This window comes from Pseudobdellovibrionaceae bacterium (assembly GCA_023898385.1).
Lineage (GTDB): Bacteria > Bdellovibrionota > Bdellovibrionia > Bdellovibrionales > UBA1609.
The window spans coordinates 2592068-2611168 of the sequence record CP060220.1; the positions used below are offsets into that span (position 1 = coordinate 2592068).

Consider the following 19101-nt stretch of genomic DNA (forward strand, 5'->3'; position numbering starts at 1 on the left):
TCTAGTATCTTCGCAAAACCGTCATAGCGGATTTAAATCCTGTACGAACAATCTTCTGCAGGATTTTAGCATTTAAACTAAAGTGATCGGCGAAAAACATCTCGTAGTCTTGCGGGCTGGGATGAATGTATATGTAATCCACGTTGGGTTTAAATTTCGTTCGCGTGATTAATATATCCAGAAGTTTTTCGCGGTGCTTGTCTTCGATATCAATCTGTTTCAAATAGCCATCGACGGCATTAATCAGTTTACCCACTTCTTTTTTATACTTGATATGAGAATCGATTTTTTGCTGCACAAGCTGGTACAAGGCTTGGTTAAAGATAATGGGCATTCCATATTCATGCAAAGAACCCACCTCTTTGTTGTAGTGGTAGGGCTGAATGGAGTAGGAGGCGATGACCAAATCACACCCATGATCCGACGCAACGTGAGTAGAGAGAGTGTCACGTATTTCGCCATCAAAAAAGTGAATCTCTTTGCCCTTTTGATTTTCAATCCCCAGGGGCGCAAAAAAAGGTGGAAGACTCGCTGAGGCCGCAGCGGCCTGACTAATGCTGGCATAATTGGCGTACTTCACTTCGTCATTTCGGACCGTTTCGGGGAAACTTCCGAAGATTACCTTCCTAGAATGATTTAACTGTGTGGCGATGATGAACAGGTCTACCCCTAGAGAATCAAAGGAGTTTTCCCGAACAACATTCTCACGGAGGTATTTTTCAAGATTGCGAGCTGAAAACAGGCCATTGACCTTAAATGCTTGTTTTAACAAGGCTTCAAGCCCACCGCTGACAAAGGGTCTTTTTCTCACGAGGTTTTTTAAAAGTTTGCTTGGTTGCGCTGCATCTAGATTGAGTGCAAAAATATCGCGGTAGCTGATGGGCCGAAGATGACCCGGCGAGGACTCATGATTTCTGTTTTTAAATGGCCCACCCAGTCCTGCGCCCTGGGTGAACGCATCAACGATGGCATCAACGTTGTAGCCTGAGGCTAAGAAAGAAACAATAACCGAGCCGGCACTGGACCCGACGTAGGTCTTAAAAGTCATCGAATCGTAGGGGAAATTTTTCTCCACATTTTCCTTAGATCCCCCTGCGAATTCAAAACCCTTCTCTCGAAGGGCCATGCATACGCCAATGTGAAATGCAGCGGCTTTTACCCCTCCACCACTTAACACTAACCCCAGTCGCTTTTTATCCGCAATTCGCATAGGCAGGATATTAGAATAAGTTGACTACTGTGGCTAGGCAAAACCTGACTGGATATGAAGGGTTATCAGTGAATAGTCAGCTCCATTGACCATGAGTAGGCAGAGTTTGACCACCCAGTTCTAGACTAGCATCTCGTCTAGTCCCAACAAAAACTGGCTTTACAGCAAAGGTTCCTGTGGTAGAGTTGAGTAGTCAATGAAGGAGGCCTTAGACGTGGCAGAGGAGAAGTGGTTAAGTCTTACTGAGTATTCAAGTAGATACAAAGTGAGCGTATCCACATTGCGTAGGCGAATTAAGTCAGAAAAAATTGACTACGATTTGCGTGATGGAAAGTACTACCTGCAATCCAAGCCGCTGAAGTCCCTAAAGTTGACACGTGAGGCTAAGAGTGCTGCCCCGACAAGTAGCCATAGAGTATCCGCCGAAGCATTGACCCAATCAGTCAATGATATGGGCCCCTCCCGACCAATGACAGCAGACTTTGCTGCATCATTTGTTGAGGAGAGGGGCCAAGAACAAGCTCGGCCCGATACGACAATGTCAGCAACAGCAAGTGAGTTGTTGGCAGAGTTGAAGCGGGCCTACGCTTTGATTCTCCAAGAAAAAGAAGAGCAGATTTTGCAGCTCAAAGAAGAAGTGGCGGATCTAAAAACTCTGGTCCGCGTTCTTGAGGCCGAAAATGATCGGTTAAAAACGAATGTCACTGAAGCTGCACCCATTGATAGCTGGTTGGGGCAGCTGGGTGACCTAGATATTGAATCCAATACCTAGGTCGAAGATCATTTGATTAAGCAGCACCTTGAGCGACTCTTGGGAACTTGCCTTTTTTGCCACCTTTGGCGCCAGTAGACGGCTTTTTGATGGTTTTCTTGTCAAAGGCCACCGCAAAAACCTCATCTACATTTTCAACGTAAACAAAGTTTAATTCCTTTTTGAATTGTTCCGGTATTTCGTTCACATCTTTTTGATTGGCCAAAGGAACAATCACATTTTTAACACCGTGATTTAGGGCCGCCAGTGCCTTTTCTTTAATTCCGCCCACGGGTAAAACTCGGCCAGTCAGCGTCACTTCACCAGTCATTGCAAAATCCCGCTTTACTGGTGAATCAGTCATTAAGCTAATCAATGCTGTTGCCATGGTGATTCCCGCAGATGGACCATCTTTTGGAATGGCACCGGCAGGTAGGTGAATATGAACTTCCCAGTTTTCAAACCAATCTTCAGGAATATCAAGTTCAGAAGAATGGGCTCTAGCATAAGACATTGCCGCCTGAGCGGATTCTTTCATCACTTCGCCGAGCTGTCCTGTCAGCTTTAAACCACCCTTGCCTTTCATTTTCAGGGCTTCCACGTAAAGGATTTCTCCACCAGCTTGAGTCCATGCCAAGCCCGTTGTGATTCCCACACGATCGTCTTTCAGTTTTTCATCACGAAGAAATCGGGGGGCACCCAAAAATTCGACCACGCGGTCTTTATCTATGGTCACTTTTTCAGTGCGACCATCTACTACTCTTTTGGCAATTTTTCTGCAAATGGACCCTATTTCACGCTCAAGGTTTCGTAATCCCGCTTCTCGAGTATAGTGAGAAATTAGATAATGAAGGCCTTCATCTGTGAATTCAGCGTGTTCAGGCAAAATACCATTATTCTCAAGCTGTCGCTCTATAACATGCTTTTTTGAAATCAACAGTTTGTCGTTTTCCGTATAGCCAGAGATATTGATGAGCTCCATACGATCTCTGAGGGCGGCCGGAATATTATCAATAACGTTCGCAGTGGCGATAAAAAGTACATTACTTAGATCGAAATCAACATTTAGGTAGTTATCTCTAAATTTAGAGTTTTGCTCAGGATCAAGAACCTCGAGCATAGCAGCGCTTGGGTCACCGCGAAAATCTGAGCCCAATTTGTCGATCTCGTCGAGAACGATGACAGGGTTGTTTGACTTTGCTGCCTTTATTGACTGAATAACTTTACCTGGCATGGCACCAACGTAAGTTCTTCTGTGCCCTCGAATCTCAGCTTCGTCTTTCACGCCGCCTAGGGATAATCTTTGATAGGATCGACCCATGGCTTTGGCAATGCTTTTTCCTAAAGAGGTTTTACCAACGCCTGGAGGTCCAGCAAAACATAAAATCGGCCCGCGGAGGTTTTTCTTCTTTAGCTTGCGTACTGCTAAAAACTCAAGAATTCTGTCTTTTACTTTGTGAAGGTCATAGTGGTCTTCATTGAGAATATCTATGGCTCGACCGAGATCTAAATTGTCTTCACTTTTCACATTCCAGGGTAGGTCAACTAGCCAGTCAAGGTATGTGCGTACCATAGATGCTTCACTTGCATCAGGGTGCATTTTTTCTAAGCGGCTGAGCTGCTTGACGGCTTCTTTTTGAACTTCCTCGGGCATGCCCGCTTTCAAAATCTTATCACGCACTTCATCTATATCTTCGGTTTTTGAGTCATTATCTCCGAGCTCATTTTTTATGGCTCGCATTTGTTCGCGCAAGAAATATTCGCGTTGGCTTTTCGACATCTCGTCTTTTGCGGTATTTCTAATGCGTGCCTGCATTTGAAGAACTTCAAGCTCGTTAGCCAAGATATCATTGACTAGTGCCAGTCGTTGTTTCGGATCAAGCGTTTCAAGGACACGTTGGGCGTCAGGAACTTTTAACCCGAGATTGCTAGCGATAAGGTCTGCAAGCCGGCCTGGGTCCGATACGTCGTCTAATACTAAAAGGATATCTGGAGAAAGCATGCGACCAAGAGCAATTATTTTTTCAAGATGTTCTTTGGCATTTCGAATCATAGCCTCAACTTCAATCATAGAGGGCTGATTGGCAGAATCATCTATTTTGTCTATCGCTACTTCAAAGTTGGGTTCGGTTTTAGAAAAGTTTTTGATTTCACCTTTTGCAATGCCTTGAATAAATATTTTCACGCGCCCATCGTTGAGTTTTCGCATGCGCATGATCATTGCGATGGTGCCGACATTATAAATTGATTCAGGGGAAGGATTCTCTTCGGTGATTTCTCGTTGAGAAGCTAAAAAGATGAGCCGTTTTTTTGAAAGCGCTTCTTCTACAGCTCTTATGGACGATTCGCGTCCTACATAAAGTGAAAGAACCATATAGGGAAAAACCACGGTGTCACGAACGGGAAGTAGGGGTAGTGTTTCCGGTATATCAATGATCTTGTCGTCGAAACTCATATTGCCTCCGCTGCTACAGAAATCCAACACCAGCTGGTACTGATTTCTTAACAACTCTTCGGCAAAGAGACTGCGAGCTTTAATAAAAACTTCGTTTTAAAGGTCCTGAATTGTCCTTGATTATTGTTTTTCAGGTCCTAAGGCACCTAAGTGCGCTGAGTCAGGTGCTCCTGTCCGCCTAGCCAATGGTCGAAGCAAAACGTTTTTGCAACTGCTCACGAATTTCAGCCCCCTCTATACTTAGCCGAGTGGCTGGCAGGGCAAGAAGCCGTTCTACCTCTATGGGTTCTTCGGTTTCTTCGCAAATGCCGTAGGTTCCGGCAGCAATGCGGGCCAAGGCCGTTTCGATTTCGAGCAATTGGTGGCGCAGTCTTCGCTGGGCTGCAAGAAACTGATGCTCCTCTAACACCTGTACTGACAAATCGGCTTCATCTTTTCCGACATCGCGACCTTGAAAATTATGGCGATCAGCCTGGTATTGATTGAGTAATGTCTCTTTTTCGGTAATTAGCTTTTCTTTACACATTTCAATTACCCCAGATGTGAGTGTCATGTATCCCCCCTAACACGTCTAATTTGAATCTGGACTGGACCATTGATTGATGGCCCCCCATACGCCCAGGTGAGAATAGGACTTTTTAGCATTAAGAAATGGTTAAATTATTATTTACACCATTTCTAAGCGGCTGATTTAAATGGGGTTTTACTTGCTTTGCGCGGGATCGGTAGAGCGAGTGATTTGTCCCTCTTTCACTGTAAGGGCGAACAGAGGTCGGTCGAGCTCTCGGTTTGATTGAGCATTGATAGAACCCAGGGAGCCAGAAAACTTCTGCAAATTCATCAAATTCTCCCTCAAGTCAGACCGGGTAGTGACCCCGCCTGCGATAAGCTGTCTAAGGATAAGCCCGGCATCATACGCCTGTACTTCAAAAATTCCTGGGGCTGAGCCAAAATTCGCCTGAAAACTTGTGAAAAACCGAGATTGGCGAAACTCCTTATCCGAGTCCAGTAACCCATCCACAAACAGTGCGCCTTCAACCAGAGACTGGCCACGCTTTACCAGAGAGGGAGAATTCCACAAGTTTGTGCCCAAGAGTTTCACATTATTGACCTCTAATACTTTCAACATAGCCGCAATTTGGCCTACCGCCTTAGTGCCATCAGGTACAAACAAGGCATCGAAGTCTATTATTGGAGCTAGAAGTTCCTCAGGGGGCTCCATGCGTTGACTCATTCGTCCCGATTTTTGAAAACGGCTCAAATAACCAGGGCCGAGTTTTTCAACCCAATCAGAATAAAGAAGTCGATACTCATCAGCACGCTCTTCAATATAAAAGGTGCCCACCATCCGTTCAATGTATGTTCGAAAGTCTGTCTCTTTGGGTGGATAAGACTGGGCTGCTGTTATTTGTCCCCCTCTTGACAAGACTTCTTGCCAAAAAAGATTCGTGTACTCTACGCCATAGCTGTCATTTGGATAAAGTACCGCAAACTTTTTAATGTTATGTTGGTTCATGGCTGAACTCACCAACTCTCGAACCTGGGCCTGTGATGTTAATGCATTTCTAAAAATGTATTCACCCACATCAGTGAGGCCAGATTTTTGTGACAAAGCAATGTTGGGAACGCCCAGTTCATCGCATTTTGCGGCAACAGCAACAGATGTCTTAGTCAAGAGGCTACCTACAATAGCGATCACGTGATCCTCAGTCACTAGACGTTCAACCGCTCGTCTGGCTATGTCAGGGTTACTTTCGCTGTCAATCACTGCCAGTTTGAAGTCCGAGCGCTCTCTGCCGTAAACTCCGAGTCCTAACTGCAGGCCCTTAAGAGTTCGGTATCCCACATTGGCATGTCGTCCAGAAAGAGGTAGAATGGCACCAATAGTTCGAGGTTCCACTTTTCTACGAGCCTCGATTTGTGCAATCAATTCACCAGCCCGTCGACCGAGGTCTGATTCTGGACTGATCTCTACAAGAGTTTCGAAATAATTTCTGGCTCCCCGATAATCACGTTGCTCAAAGAGGGTCAATCCCACTTTATATATAGCGTAGGGTTGTACGGTCTTGAAATAGGAGTCATTGGCTACCACTTTCAATTCGTCATCATTGAGTTGTGACGATACAAAATCAGAAGCCCTGATTCGAAACGACTGCCTCGTTTTTTCAGCAGGCGCATTTTCAGCGATAAAAACCATTGATTTCAATGAATCAATGCGATCTCCCAATTGATTGGTTATTGTGTATTGCAGGAGGTGTAAGTCCAGGCGGAGGTCGAGGCCAATGTTCTTAAAGTCCAGTCCCTGATGGGTCACACTGAGGGCTTCATCATAGCGGCCCAATTTTGTCAGGCTTTTTGCGGCTCCAAGCAGCGCGTCGACTTCACGTGGGCTGAAAAATTGTGAGTTAACTACAGACATATAGGAGTTATAGGCCTGCGAGTAGTTGCCAGATTCGTAGTAGATATCCGCCATCTTGATGTGGGCATCATCGGCCAGGTCAGTTTCGGGATATTTTTCTACCAAGGTTTGCAGTCGATTCAATGCTTTTGTCTTTGCGCCTGCAGCGATATCGATTTCGATTTGCGAAAATTCCTTTTTTAAATTGGGAGGTGCGGCTTTGGGCTCGGATTTTCGTTGGAGGCTCGAACATGAAGTGGCCGAGAGGGCCACCAATACAACACTTGTGAAATAAAAAAATAGCCGATGCGGTCTTGTCATTTTCGAGCCTTTAATACTTTGTCCATTTTTTCTGAAAACTCTTGTACTAGTGGTGAATTTTTCGAAACACTGGACAGTTTTTTAATTAAATCCATCTGCTCGGGCGTTAAATCCTGAGGGACGTCGACTATGATTTTCACAAGCATATCACCTTGCGGAGACTTGCCCAGTGCAGGAAAGCCTTTGTTTTTTAGTCGGAAAGTCTGACCGGGCTGAGTGCGAGCAGGTATTTTCAATTTGGCTTTCCCGATCAATGTGGGGATCTCCACCTCTGTTCCCAAAATGGCATCAACAAATGAAATGGGAAGTTCCATAATTAAATCGTTGTCACGTCTTCTAAATATGGGGTGTTCAACAAGGTTTACGATAACAAAAAGATCACCATCGTCTCCGCCTTGAACGCCACTTTCGCCTTCTCCGCGCAGTTTCAGCCGTTGGCCGTGCCGGACGCCCGCGGGCACCGAAATTGAGAGAGAGGCCACGTCACTTTTATTATTTTTGTTTCGAACAAATCGGATCGGCTTTTCACAACCTGTAGCAGCTTCTTCATATGTAATTGTCAAAGTATAGCGAAGGTCTGCTCCTTTTTCTTTAATGGGTTCTCGGCGACGCCGGGAGGAAGAAAAAATGTCACCAAAAAATTCATTGAAAATATCCTGGGCCGATTCGGTCGTGGTGCCCCGCGCACCAAATCCACCAAAACCAAATGGACTAGCGCCACCAAAAGGGTCTTGTCCGCGGGCACCGGGTGCCTGTTGTCCGGCAAAGCCAAATTGGTCATACATTTGGCGTTTTTTTTCATTACTGAGCACGTCATAAGCTTCACTGACTTTTTTAAATTGGTCCTCAGCCGCCTTGTCGCCAGGGTTTTTATCAGGGTGATATAGAAGGGCCAATTTGCGATAGGCCTTTTTAATTTCGTCCTGCTTGGCCGTGCGAGTAAGTCCTAAAACTGAATAATAGTCCTGTTTAGACAAGCCAATATCCCCTTATTCGGATTCGTCCTCGGTGGGGTGACTACCTGCTGAAACTTCGGTGGCAACCACGACTTGAGCGGGGCGAATTAATTTGTTGTGCAACTGGTAGGCCTTTTTAATTTCTTGCGTGACGTGACCAGGTGGAAAAGATTTTGTGGGCTCGCTGCTCAATGCTTCATGCACGTTGGGGTCAAAAGGCTGTCCCTTGCTAGAAATAGCTTCCACGCCATGACGATCCAAAACGGAGCTCAGTTCAGAGGCGATCATTTCCATCCCCTGTTTAAAGCTTTCATAGTTTTCAGAATTCACTTCTGTAGTGAGGGCCCGATCAAAATTGTCCACCACTTCTAATAGGTCGACGACAAATCTTTCGGCACCATACTTAACGAGGTCGGAGCGCTCCTTAATGGCCTGCTTTCTGTAGTTATCAAAGTCAGCTCGCAAATAAAGGTATTCACCCTTTATTTTATTGAGCTGCTCGTTAAGTGCTTCTAAGTCGGAATTTTGGGAGCCGGCACGGTGTTTCTGCGCAGAGGCCTCTTGGGGCGCAGATTCGTCGCCGTTGTCATCTCCAACGATTTCAATGTCGTCTGGGGAGGCATCAAACAATTCATGACTTTTCGCATCATTTCGTTTGTTGCCGTTATTATTATTTCCGGTCACATGAATCTCCTAAAGACGCAATTGTACGTAGAAACATCCTAAATATGAAGCGAAAGAGCGCAAAGTCAAATAGCCATAACAATTTGAGAGAGCACTTGATTGTTAACCATCTCCCCCTGAGGTGTGAGCCGCCAATGGCCGCTGTCAGGCTTATAAATTACCAAACCCTCTTGTTGGAGCTGTTGAAGTTGTTGAAAAACAGGGTCGATAAGGGCTTGCGAAAATCGCCCGAGCAGAGTGGACTCCGCAATTCCGTGGCTGGTCCTTAGATGGGTATAACAGTAGTCGATGGCGGCCTCTCGCTCTGAAAGTTCCTCATATTGGTTTTCTGGCAAGCACATGTAACCCCATTCATCGATGTCACAGGAGATTTGAGCTTGGTAGCCGTGAAAGGTCGGAGGATTCCAAAAGCGGACACCATTGCCACTATGCGGCAAGTATGAGTGAGCACTTAGTCCAATGCCCCAGTAGGGCTGGTTAGTCCAATAGAGCCAATTGTGCCGTGACTGTTGTCCAGGTTTTGAAAAGTTTGAGATTTCATATTTATGCAAACCAATTTGGCCAAGGTGGGATTCGATCTCCGCAAACATCTGGATTTGGTGATCTTCTAGCGGCCGCCCTTTTGACATGGGATGTCCGCTGGGCACAGTCAGGCAATAGGTGCTTAGATGGGGTGGAGAAAACAAGGCCACTTCATTAAGATCAACTCGCAGATCTTCTAGACTTTGGCCCGGTAGCGCAAACAAAAGGTCAAAGGAAAAATTGAGATGGTTATCTGTCAATAATTGCAGGGTGTTGCGGGTGTCGTCAGCAGAATGAATGCGACCGCAGCTTTCTAACAAACGATCATTAAAGGATTGGGCGCCAACGCTGTATCGATTCACGCCTCCCTTTTTGTATATGTCCAGAGTTTCTTCGGTGATTGTCGCAGGGTTGATTTCAATAGTGATTTCAATTTCGTGGTCAAAACGAAAGCCCACATTGGCAAGTTCACTGACTATAGATAGAATGTATTCTGGCGGAAAAAGGCTGGGAGTTCCTCCGCCAAAATAAATGCTTGTCACAGTGGATTTGGGAATGCCCCCATGCCGGCTTCGAATCTCAGTGAGTATCCATTGGAGATATTGAGACATCGGGGGAGCTTGTTCCCTCGTGAAGGTGGCAAAGTCGCAATAGTGGCAGCGTTGCACACAGTATGGGATATGAACATAAATGCCAAAACTCATAGGGAGCTAATTAGACTATGGCGGTAAAATATCAATTAAAAAACGGTCTGACGGTGCTTCTTGTGGAGAGTCACAAATCCCCGGTGGTATCTGTACAAATGTGGGTGAAAACGGGTAGCGCTGACGAGCTCAAGGGCGAAGAGGGGATCAGTCACTTTATCGAACATCTGGTTTTTAAGGGCACGGAGAAGTATCAGGTGGGCCAAATCGCCCAGCAAGTGGAAGGGGCTGGAGGCGAACTCAATGCCTATACCTCTTTTGATCAAACCGTCTTTCACGTAACCATATCTAAACAATTTGTAGATACAGGATTAGATGTTATCAGCCAAATGATGGGTTTTCCGGCTTTTATAGAGTCTGAAATCGACAACGAGCGTGAGGTTGTGCTCGAGGAAATTAAGCGATCCAATGACAGTCCCCATCGTCAGGTGAGTCGAATGTTGTTTTCTACAATTTACAAAAAACACCCCTACGGTCTCCCAGTCATTGGTAAAGAATCAGTTATTAAAACGGTCAGCCGCAAGACCATGGTGAACTACTTTCACAGAAGGTACGTTCCAGAGAACATGACCTTGATCGTGGTGGGAGACTTCGACAACAAAGAAATGAAGCAGAAAGTAAAAGAAAATTTCGGTAGCTTCGTTTCTTATCCGCTCAAGAAAATAAAGAGAATAGCTGAGCCCAAACAGGATCGCCCAAGAATTCTAACTAAAAAAGGAGAATTCGAAGAGACTTTCTTACACATAGCTTGGCCCATCCCCAAGGGGACACATCAGGACATACCAGCACTTGATGTTTTAGCCATGATACTGGGGCAGGGGGACAGCTCAAGATTGATGCGTAAACTTCGTATTGAAAACCACCTCACAAACTACTGTACCTCAAGCACATACACCCCGATGGACCGTGGTTTTTTTGTAATTTCGTCTTCGCTCAATTTCGACAATCTCGCCGCCACTCTTGAAGAAATTGGCCAACAATTAAAACTAATATTAACGGACTCTGTAAATCAAGAAGAACTCCAAAAGGCGATCACCAATGTAGAGAGCGACCAATACTATGGAATGGAAACTGTAGATGGTATGGCCCAAATATTTGGAAGTTACGAGCACTTGTTTCAGGATTACAAGCAATTCAAAGATTTTATTCGTAATGTATCTTCTATTACCGAAAAAGATCTGCAAAAGGTGGCAAAAAAATACCTTCGCCCTGAAAGTCTCACTCTTATAGTCTCAACACCAAAAGACGAACTTAGAGCAAAAAAAGAGCTTACAGCTTTTTCGAAGAAATACATTGAAATATTTAATAGCGCCAAAAACTCAAAGCCACTTAAGCCTTTAAAGGTAAAAAAGCGACGAATTGCTTGGAAGATGGATCAATTTGAGCCCGTTGAGACTCGCAAGATAAAGTTGGATTCTGGTGGACAACTCGTGGTGAGGCGAGTGAAAGACACGCCAGTTGTAAGCCTTCGTTGTGGTTTCTTGGGCGGGATGCGTATAGAGAATGCTAGCGACAATGGTGTGAATGAGTTGCTTTCAAGAGTTTGGCCCGCAGGAGCAAATGGAATTAGTGAAACGGAGCTTCATCATAGGGTTGAAAGTTTAGCGGCACGTTTGAATGCCTTTTCGGGGCGGAACACAGCAGGCATGTATATGACTTCTCTCCGGCCAATGGCAGAGGAGGTGTTTGATCTGTTCTCCCAAACATTGTCGAGCCCACTGCTTTCTCCTGAAATTATAGAACGCGAAAAAATGTATATGTTGGAATACCTAAAAAACAGAAAAGATAATCCAGCCCAGCTGGCTATATTGGCCTTTTCTAAGGTTATGTTTGACGGGCATCCCTATAGCAGCGATCCCCATGGGCAAGAAGACACAATTCAAAATCTGAATGAAACAAGGCTGCGGCATCATCTAGAAAAAATGCGTTGTTCGAAAAACATGAACCTGGTGATCGTGGGAGATTTTGAGATTGATCCCTGGGTGGATCGACTTAACAAGTTAACTTCGAGCTTGCCCAAAGGATCTAGGCAGGAAAAGAGTTTCGTTTTTACCGGGCCGTCTAAGCCGATACATCTATTTGAATCCAGCAATAAAGAGCAGTCCCATATTATCATGGGCTATAAGGGCCTGACCTTTTCTGACCCTAACCGTTATATCTTAGAAGTATTGCAATCGATTTTGTCTGGGCAAGGAGGGCGCCTATTTATAGAACTTCGAGACAAGGCCTCATTGGCGTATAGTGTTTCGCCCTTGCGATTGGATGGCATAGATGCTGGTTATTTTGGAGCATACATCGGATGCTCTCCTGAAAAGGGAAAGAAGGCCCTTTCTATGATGCAAGCGGAGTTTGATAAACTTTGCCAACAGAAAGTTTCTGAGGAAGAAATTGATAGAGCAAAAAGGTATTTGATTGGTCGCCACGACATAGCGCTACAAAAGACCACTTCCGTGGGTTCATCTATTTTGTTCGATGATATCTATGGTTTGCCATACGATGAGACTTTCAGGTTCACAGAACGCATTGCCGATGTGACCGCATCTCAAATTCAGAAGTTGGCTCAGTCTATTTTTAGTCAACCGTCTGTTATAAGTGTAGTAGGCCCTGAAAATCCCATTTGATAGAAGGGCCGACTAATTTAAACGGTCACTTATGCCTCAAATAAGATAAAGGCATAGTTCTGTATCAAACCGAGACAATAAGGTCTGGATATTAGGTCCTTAGACGGGTCATAGTGACCATGGCCCAAGTTTTCCTGCTGTTTTTGTTAAAATAAAGTGGAGAAATGCCGTTGTTCTATTAGGACGCTGTTTGGGAGACTAAAATGACAAGCCGTGCAGGCCAACCGGGTGAATCTCAGCTGATGATTTCCACAAAAGAATTTTTTACGGAAATGGTGTCAGATGCCCTAGGCCACAGAAAAATTCAGACATATCCAATGGTCAAGCTGTACCTTGTGGATTTATTGGACTTTTATGTTCTCACTGAAAATCTTTATGATCGATCCGAAGCAGATAAAGATCGACAGCCTTCAACGTTGGCAGAGATGTATTTGACAGCAGCCAACTCGGAGTCCAACAAAAAACGTGAGCTTCTCAAGCGCTTGGGTGATACAGCACTATACGTCAGTGGGTTTTTCGGGGACTCTTTGCAGCGCAAATTAGTGGATATCGACTACTATGCCGAAATCGGTGGGTCGGCCTATGGGACCTTGGCCCACCACACACTAGAAGACAATTACGCCATGGTCTTTAAAGAATTTTCAAAGCGTTTTATGGATTACGTGGATGTTTTAACCTACATCAGCCAAAAAGCACTGGTCCAAAACAACAAAGACCTTTTAAGGCTGTACGATAGGTATCTCTTGACGGGATCTAAGCTCGCAGAAGAGCAGTTGCTGGAAAAAGGCCTGTTGCCCAGTGTGGACTTGAAAAAAACCTCGGACCAATAAATAATGAGACCATGTTTAACTTTGGTTTTGGGGAGCTATTAGTTCTCGCCGTTCTAGCATTGTTCGTTATTGGACCTGACCGTTTGCCTGAGGCGGCTCGCAAGCTCGCCAGCATTTTAAATGAATTCAAAAGGGCCACGGGTGATTTTTCAAAGCCCTTTGATGATTTCAAGAAAAACACCAATCAGTTAATTTCGAAGAGTCAGGCGGAAGTGCAGAACCAACTAGATCAGGTCACAAAGAACGAAACCTTAGACTCACCGTCAGATAGTGGAAGTGAAAATGAGTCGTGAGTCCCAGGATAAAGAACAAGGGTTGATAGAGCACCTGAGAGAACTCAAAGAATGTCTCAAGTGGGCCATGATTTTTATTTTGATTGGCTTTATCTTGTCATGGATTGTCAGCGATAAGCTCATTGATATTGTTCGAATGCCTATCGAACCCTACTTGCCCGAAGGGAAGGGGCTTAATTATTTAGGCGTGATAGATCCATTTATGGTGAGGATAAAATTATCGCTTTTATCGGGTATCATTATTAGTTCTCCTTTTTGGTTGCACCAGGTATGGAGATTTATAGCTCCCGCACTATACAAAGAAGAAAAACGGTACGCGTTGTTTTTTATATCATTTGGTACTCTGTTGTTTGTTTCGGGTGTGGCGTTTGTCTACTTTGTCGTTTACAGCCAGGCCTTTGGTTTTTTTATGAGCTTGATAGGCGCAAAAGATCAGGCGACCTTTGATATTATGAATTACATTTCTTTTGTGACCACTACCACATTGGTATTTGGGTTGGTGTTTGAGTTGCCATTGATTTTGACCATATTAGGGATAATGGGAGTGGTGGATCACAAATTTTTGTCAGAGAAGCGTCGCTACGCCATAGTGATATTGGCGGTGGCATCAGCAATGTTCACTCCGCCAGATGTAATAAGCATGGGCCTAATGATGATCCCCATGGTTTTTTTGTATGAAATGTCTGTGATACTAGTACGAATTTTTGGCCGCGATCCTGATAAACTGACGGTTTAAAGAGTGCAGCTGGTTAACATATGACCGAGCATTGTGAGCACCACAATATCCAACAGTATCAAGTGAAAATCCAGAGCGTACAAACTTTAGGCCCTTGCCTTTGCCACACAGATGAATAATGCCAACCACTTGTTGTTTCACTTGTTCGGGCAGCTCCATGTTAGAAAGTGGCAAAACTTCTCTAAGGCTTCGATTTAAGTAATTAGCCGCAAGCCGGATTGAGTGCTCAGGCCAAAGCCGACTATAAAACCAACTTGAGGGACACTGTGGAGATTGATCGCACCATTGTTTTGCCATTTCAAAAGTGCCATTAGTGAATTGAAAAAGACCAACAGCAGATGTGGCGGGCGCAAAGACCTGATCCCAATTAGAGCTCAATCGAAAAGTCCACCCGGGAGTAGCCAGTGGATTGCCATTACTTTCAATATGTGCCAACGAAGCCAAAAGCTCTGCAGAGATGGTTGGCGTTTCATAAGCGTGAAACTGATCTTTATAGGTGACCCAGGTTTGGTAGGGAGTCTTTGCCTGGCCAAGACCAACAAGGCTAAACACTTCCGCCGGTTTTTGCCAGACCTGATAAAAGCCGTTAGCAATAAATGCTAAGAATGAAGCCATCAGAAATATTCTGAACGTAGTGATTCGAAACCGGCGTTTAGATTTTTTAGAGTTCATTTTTTTCACAACTCCATATTACGGATCCAAAATTAGATTTCCTACTGGCCCCAAAAGAGAATCAGTCATTCGACCAGTGAATTGCCGAGAACCCTGCCAAAAGGCTAAGGCCAAGGGGGAGCGGTCCCGCGCGCAGGGCGTTCGCGTTGTGCATGGCGTATCCGGGTTGCGGCACCCGAAGGGTGACGCAATCCGAAGACGACATGCGGCCAAAAGCGCCAGCCCTGCGCGCGGGACCGCTCCCCCTTGGCCTTAGCCTTTTGGCAGGGACCCTGTTTAAAAGCAAGTCTAAATGGTGATTGTTTCTTTGAATCGCCCAAATACAGATCTGAGAGTGTCGCTCACTTCACCTAATGTCACATCAGCCTTTACTGCGTCTACAATGATTGGCATTAGGTTTTGGTCCGTTTGGGCCGATTTTTTTATCAGTTGTAAGTGTCGGTCAATTTCAGAGGGGTTTCTTTTGCCTTTGAAAACCCTTAACCGTTCAATTTGTTCGCGGACCACTTCTTCTGAAATTTTAAGAATTTCTGGCTCACTTTCAGACTGTTGAATAAAGCTATTCACTCCAACAATGATCTGATCTTTACTTTCTACGTCTTTTTGAAACTGATAAGCGGAATTTTGAATTTCATTTTGAATAAACCCACTTTCAATGCAAGAAACCACGCCCCCCATGGATTCAATTCGGTCGATATATTCTAGGGCTCTCTTTTCAAGTTCATTGGTCATATTTTCCACATAAAAAGATCCGGCAAGGGGATCAATAACATCGGCAACGCCCGACTCGAAGGCAATAATTTGTTGAGTTCTTAATGCAATGGTGGCGGCTTTCTCAGTGGGTAGCCCGAGAGCCTCGTCCATAGAGTTTGTGTGAAGACTTTGGGTTCCGCCCAATACGGCAGCGAGCGCTTGAGTTGTCACACGGGCAATATTGTTTTCTGGCTGCTGGGCAGTCAGGCTGACGCCGGCAGTCTGCGTGTGAAATCGCAGTGTCATGGCTTTTTCGTCAGTGGCACCGAAGCGGTCTTTCATAATGTGAGCCCACATTCTACGAGCGGCCCGAAACTTGGCGATTTCTTCGAAAAAATTATTGTGAACATTAAAAAAGAAACTCAAACGACGTCCGAACTTGTTCACGTCCAGACCCCGCTTCATAGCGGCTTCCACGTACGTGATTCCATTTGCCAAAGTAAAAGCTAATTCTTGAGCGGCGGTGGCCCCGGCTTCTCGAATATGGTAGCCAGAAATACTTATGGTGTTCCAACCCGGGACTTCTTTTGTGCAGTAGTCAAAAATATCAGTGATGATTCGCATGGATGGCTTTGGGGGATAAATGTACGTGCCGCGGGCGATATATTCCTTTAAAAGGTCATTTTGAATCGTCCCCCGTAGCTGGTCTTTGGATACGCCTTTTCTCTCAGCCACGGCAATATAGAAGGCAAGCAATATGGAAGCGGTGGAGTTGATTGTCATCGAGGTGGAGACCTGCTCGAGGGGAATATCCTTGAGCAGTATTTCCATGTCTTCAATGGAGCTGATGGCCACACCCACTTTGCCCACTTCGCCAGTGGCCATGATGTGATCCGAGTCATACCCCATCTGAGTGGGGAGATCGAAGGCCACACTGAGGCCTGTGGTCCCCTTTTTTAACAACATTCGATAGCGTTTATTACTTTCCGAGGCCGACCCAAAGCCAGCGTATTGTCGCATGGTCCATAGGCGACCCCGGTACATGGTTTCTTGAACTCCGCGGGTGTAGGGGAATAAACCAGGTTCACCAATTGACGTTACATAAGAAGAATCAGCGGTCCAATCTGCCGGCGTGTAGAAAGGCTTGAGATCAATGTGACTCGAGTTGGTAAATCTTTTCTTTCTGAGGCTTGATTTTTCTGCCGAATCTTTACTCATAAGATTACCTAAATGAAATTAGCAGAGCGCCGCCTTCAACGTTTTGGCCAGGCGATACATGAATTTTATCTATCACCAAGTCATGGCTTGCACGCATTTCGTTTTCCATTTTCATGGCTTCCATAATGAGTAAGGGCTCATCGGCTTTAACCTCTTGGCCTTCTTCAACAAAAACCTTCACGATTTTTCCAGGCATGCCAGAAGTGAGGTTATCTGACCCACCAAAATTAGCCCCGGCTTTTAAGCTTTCATGAAGAAGACGCTCTTCATTGTAAATCATAACAGTACGGAAAGAGCCCCGAGTGTAAACGGTATGGTCAAGCCCGTTATTAACCACATCTACAAGATAAGAACTGTTATTAAAAATAAAACTGATAGTTTGATCTAAGTATTGGTAATCCTGCTTAGAGATATCATAGTGAACCCAGTCATGGTTTTCAGGCTTAATGCCCACTTTCCAGGAGCTTTTGGTCTCATTAACAGTGATCTCGTACTTTTTATTATTGGTTTCGGCTTGAAAGTACATGTGTTCACACCCTTAGTTGTTGAAAGCGACTTAAGTTTTTCCAGCGGCTAGAGACTTTGTACTGGGAAACATCCTTGTGTCGGCTTTGATTGTAGGCCTCAATTGCAGCTGCAATGAGAAAGACATTTTCATCTACAAACATAAAAAGTTCTTTGTGTTTTTTGCCCTTCAGCTCATTGTCAATAAACTGAGTGGTGTAAGATCCATCTAAAAACATGGGATGAGCTAAAATGTTTTTGTGCAAGACGATGTTGCTTTTCACTCCGGTCAACATGAACTCAGCCAGGGCTTGTTGAAGTCGACGTATACATTCATTTCGATCGTGTCCCCAGGCAATCAACTTTGCAACCATCGGGTCATAATAAATTGGGACTTCATAGCCGGGATAGACGTAGCTATCCACTCGGACAAACGGACCCTGCGGCAAGCGGCAGCGGCGAATCTTTCCCGGACAAGGAGCAAAAGTTAATGGATCTTCTGTGCAGATTCGTAGTTCAATGGCGTGTCCATGTTTTTCGATGTCTTCTTGGGCGACAGACAGTGGCATTCCGGCGGCCACTCTCAACTGTTCGTGGACAAGATCAATGCCAGTAATAAGTTCGGTAATGGGATGCTCCACTTGCAGGCGAGTGTTCATCTCCATGAAAAAGTACTCCTTTGTGGCATTATCGAAAATAAACTCAATGGTTCCGGCGCCCACGTACTTCAGTGCTTTTGTGGCCTGCACAGCCACTTCGCCCATGGCCGCTCTGACCTCTTCGGGTACAGACACGCTGGGAGCTTCCTCAATGAGTTTTTGGTGGCGCCGCTGAACGGAGCATTCTCTTTCAAAAAGATGAACAGCGTTGCCGTGCTTATCGCCGAACACTTGAATTTCAATATGCTTAGGGTTGGTGATAAAGCGCTCTAAGAATACGCGATCGTCTTTAAAATAGTTGAGTCCTTCGCTTTGGCAGGCACGAAAGGCACTGGCAAGCTCTTTGGGCTCTTCAACCACTCGGATGCCTTTTCCGCCGCCGCCAGCGGAGGCCTTAAGAATAATCGGATATCCAATTCGTTCGGCCTCGGCTTTTGCCTCATCCACAGACTGGACAGCGTCGGATCCGGGCACAATTGGCACTCCAGCAGCACGCATAAATTCGCGCGCCCCCAACTTGTCGCCCATTTTTCTAATTTGTTCGGGCTCGGGACCAACAAATACGAGACCCTCGGCCTTCAAGCGCTTGGCGAAGTCTTCCACTTCACTGAGAAACCCATATCCCGGGTGAACCACTTCAGATCCGGAGGCCTTTGCCACCTCAATAATTTTATCAATGTTTAGATAGGATTCAGCTGAGGGTGCGGGCCCGATGTGGTAGGCCTCATCGGCCAACATCACATGCAAACTGTTTCGATCGGCGTCGCTATATACGGCTACGGTTTGAATACCAAGGGTTCGACAGGCCCGAATGACTCTTATGGCAATTTCGCCCCGGTTAGCTACCAATAATTTTTTAAACATCTCGCTCTCC

16 protein-coding genes are annotated in these 19101 nt (G+C 45.3%); 5 read left to right on the forward strand and 11 right to left on the reverse strand.

The features are described 5' to 3' along the window. Nucleotide 1 precedes the first annotated feature (1 nt). Nucleotides 2–1210, reverse strand: coding sequence for a patatin-like phospholipase family protein (locus H6626_11810; GenBank protein ID USN46873.1), 1209 nt, complete (start codon nt 1208–1210; stop codon nt 2–4). 196 nt (nt 1211–1406) lie between these two features. Between H6626_11810 and H6626_11815 the strand changes: the two genes are divergently transcribed. Beyond that, the gene (locus H6626_11815) at nt 1407–1982 is read left to right on the forward strand and encodes a hypothetical protein (GenBank protein USN46874.1); all 576 of its coding nucleotides are present in this window, start codon (nt 1407–1409) and stop codon (nt 1980–1982) included. A 16-nt stretch (nt 1983–1998) separates the two neighbouring features. Here the strand turns inward: H6626_11815 and lon are convergent, their stop codons facing one another. From lon to hemW, 6 genes are all read right to left on the reverse strand, one after another. Further along, nucleotides 1999–4416 (reverse strand): endopeptidase La, encoded by a 2418-nt coding sequence (gene lon / locus H6626_11820; protein ID USN46875.1) that lies wholly within the window; start codon nt 4414–4416, stop codon nt 1999–2001. A gap of 178 nt (nt 4417–4594) precedes the next feature. Further along, nucleotides 4595–4969: a TraR/DksA C4-type zinc finger protein gene (locus H6626_11825; protein ID USN46876.1), complete on the reverse strand. Its 375-nt coding sequence runs from the start codon at nt 4967–4969 to the stop codon at nt 4595–4597. Nucleotides 4970–5119: 150 nt separating this feature from the next. Beyond that, on the reverse strand, nt 5120–7135 hold the full coding sequence (locus H6626_11830) for a penicillin-binding protein activator (protein USN46877.1): 2016 nt from the start codon (nt 7133–7135) through the stop codon (nt 5120–5122). Next, nucleotides 7132–8112 carry a DnaJ domain-containing protein gene (locus H6626_11835; protein ID USN46878.1) on the reverse strand — a complete coding sequence of 327 codons (981 nt, stop codon included), beginning with the start codon at nt 8110–8112 and terminating at the stop codon, nt 7132–7134. Before H6626_11835 ends, H6626_11830 begins: the two co-directional genes overlap by 4 nt. 12 nt (nt 8113–8124) lie before the next feature. After that, nucleotides 8125–8775, reverse strand: a complete 651-nt coding sequence (grpE, locus tag H6626_11840; protein USN46879.1) for a nucleotide exchange factor GrpE — start codon at nt 8773–8775, stop codon at nt 8125–8127. Nucleotides 8776–8840: 65 nt separating this feature from the next. After that, nucleotides 8841–10001: a radical SAM family heme chaperone HemW gene (hemW, locus tag H6626_11845; GenBank protein ID USN46880.1), complete on the reverse strand. Its 1161-nt coding sequence runs from the start codon at nt 9999–10001 to the stop codon at nt 8841–8843. 17 nt (nt 10002–10018) lie between these two features. Between hemW and H6626_11850 the strand changes: the two genes are divergently transcribed. From H6626_11850 to tatC, 4 genes are all read left to right on the forward strand, one after another. Further along, nucleotides 10019–12622 carry an insulinase family protein gene (locus H6626_11850; GenBank protein USN46881.1) on the forward strand — a complete coding sequence of 868 codons (2604 nt, stop codon included), beginning with the start codon at nt 10019–10021 and terminating at the stop codon, nt 12620–12622. 203 nt (nt 12623–12825) lie between these two features. Then, nucleotides 12826–13452, forward strand: a complete 627-nt coding sequence (locus H6626_11855; protein USN46882.1) for a hypothetical protein — start codon at nt 12826–12828, stop codon at nt 13450–13452. An 11-nt stretch (nt 13453–13463) separates the two neighbouring features. Continuing rightward, nucleotides 13464–13745: a twin-arginine translocase TatA/TatE family subunit gene (locus H6626_11860; GenBank protein ID USN46883.1), complete on the forward strand. Its 282-nt coding sequence runs from the start codon at nt 13464–13466 to the stop codon at nt 13743–13745. Continuing rightward, nucleotides 13735–14481: a twin-arginine translocase subunit TatC gene (gene tatC / locus H6626_11865; protein USN46884.1), complete on the forward strand. Its 747-nt coding sequence runs from the start codon at nt 13735–13737 to the stop codon at nt 14479–14481. Before H6626_11860 ends, tatC begins: the two co-directional genes overlap by 11 nt. Here the strand turns inward: tatC and H6626_11870 are convergent. From H6626_11870 to accC, 4 genes are all read right to left on the reverse strand, one after another. Next, nucleotides 14437–15153, reverse strand: coding sequence for a transglycosylase SLT domain-containing protein (locus H6626_11870; protein ID USN46885.1), 717 nt, complete (start codon nt 15151–15153; stop codon nt 14437–14439). The two genes, tatC and H6626_11870, sit on opposite strands and share 45 nt — an antisense overlap. A gap of 288 nt (nt 15154–15441) precedes the next feature. Further along, nucleotides 15442–17064 carry a methylmalonyl-CoA mutase gene (locus tag H6626_11875; protein USN46886.1) on the reverse strand — a complete coding sequence of 541 codons (1623 nt, stop codon included), beginning with the start codon at nt 17062–17064 and terminating at the stop codon, nt 15442–15444. Nucleotides 17065–17068: 4 nt separating this feature from the next. Next, a complete protein-coding gene (locus H6626_11880; protein USN46887.1) occupies nt 17069–17590 on the reverse strand; it encodes an acetyl-CoA carboxylase biotin carboxyl carrier protein subunit in 522 nt (173 codons plus the stop codon). A gap of 4 nt (nt 17591–17594) precedes the next feature. Continuing rightward, entirely contained in the window at nt 17595–19091 is a 1497-nt protein-coding gene (gene accC / locus H6626_11885; protein USN46888.1) for an acetyl-CoA carboxylase biotin carboxylase subunit, read from the reverse strand. Nucleotides 19092–19101: the final 10 nt, after the last annotated feature.

Bases quoted from the DNA above. Each gene is read 5' to 3' on its own strand.
- H6626_11810 (USN46873.1), bottom strand. From the start codon at position 1,210: ATGCGAATTGCGGATAAAAAGCGACTGGGGTTAGTGTTAAGTGGTGGA.
- H6626_11815 (USN46874.1), top strand. From the start codon at position 1,407: ATGAAGGAGGCCTTAGACGTGGCAGAGGAGAAGTGGTTAAGTCTTACT.
- lon (USN46875.1), bottom strand. From the start codon at position 4,416: ATGAGTTTCGACGACAAGATCATTGATATACCGGAAACACTACCCCTA.
- H6626_11825 (USN46876.1), bottom strand. From the start codon at position 4,969: ATGACACTCACATCTGGGGTAATTGAAATGTGTAAAGAAAAGCTAATT.
- H6626_11830 (USN46877.1), bottom strand. From the start codon at position 7,135: ATGACAAGACCGCATCGGCTATTTTTTTATTTCACAAGTGTTGTATTG.
- hemW (USN46880.1), bottom strand. From the start codon at position 10,001: ATGAGTTTTGGCATTTATGTTCATATCCCATACTGTGTGCAACGCTGC.
- H6626_11850 (USN46881.1), top strand. From the start codon at position 10,019: ATGGCGGTAAAATATCAATTAAAAAACGGTCTGACGGTGCTTCTTGTG.
- H6626_11855 (USN46882.1), top strand. From the start codon at position 12,826: ATGACAAGCCGTGCAGGCCAACCGGGTGAATCTCAGCTGATGATTTCC.
- H6626_11860 (USN46883.1), top strand. From the start codon at position 13,464: ATGTTTAACTTTGGTTTTGGGGAGCTATTAGTTCTCGCCGTTCTAGCA.
- tatC (USN46884.1), top strand. From the start codon at position 13,735: ATGAGTCGTGAGTCCCAGGATAAAGAACAAGGGTTGATAGAGCACCTG.
- H6626_11870 (USN46885.1), bottom strand. From the start codon at position 15,153: ATGAACTCTAAAAAATCTAAACGCCGGTTTCGAATCACTACGTTCAGA.
- H6626_11875 (USN46886.1), bottom strand. From the start codon at position 17,064: ATGAGTAAAGATTCGGCAGAAAAATCAAGCCTCAGAAAGAAAAGATTT.
- H6626_11880 (USN46887.1), bottom strand. From the start codon at position 17,590: ATGTACTTTCAAGCCGAAACCAATAATAAAAAGTACGAGATCACTGTT.
- accC (USN46888.1), bottom strand. From the start codon at position 19,091: ATGTTTAAAAAATTATTGGTAGCTAACCGGGGCGAAATTGCCATAAGA.